General features: G+C 52.4%; 1 protein-coding gene. It reads left to right on the top strand.

All coding sequences use genetic code 11. The features are described 5' to 3' along the window. Window positions 1-162 precede the first annotated feature (162 nt). The coding region (locus Q4563_RS23675) for a DUF3019 domain-containing protein (RefSeq protein ID WP_442903800.1) at window positions 163-290 on the top strand (128 nt) is incomplete at its 3' end.

Below are 290 nucleotides of genomic sequence, written 5' to 3'. Positions count from 1 at the left end.
GGATAGGGCGATATATTCATCGAAGTCCCTTGGTGCAAGACAGCACCTCGACCAAGGTATTTGTGGGAGGGGTCTACCATTTTTAAGCAGGGATTTGGCTTGAGTTTGTCGCTTGCCATCAGCGGCGTCTGCTCGGCACAGGATGGCCAGACCAATAAGCAAGTGCAGTTAACAGTTAGGCCCAGTTTGTGTATTTTAGAGCGCGGCCAAAACAATTGTCGGAACAACGTTGAGGTTCACTGGCAGGCGGCTCGCCAATACTCGGTATGCTTGTTCGCCCAGGGGCAAGC

It is taken from the genome of Gilvimarinus sp. 1_MG-2023, from assembly GCF_030548285.1.
This window is presented reverse-complemented; position numbering and strand designations above follow the sequence as displayed.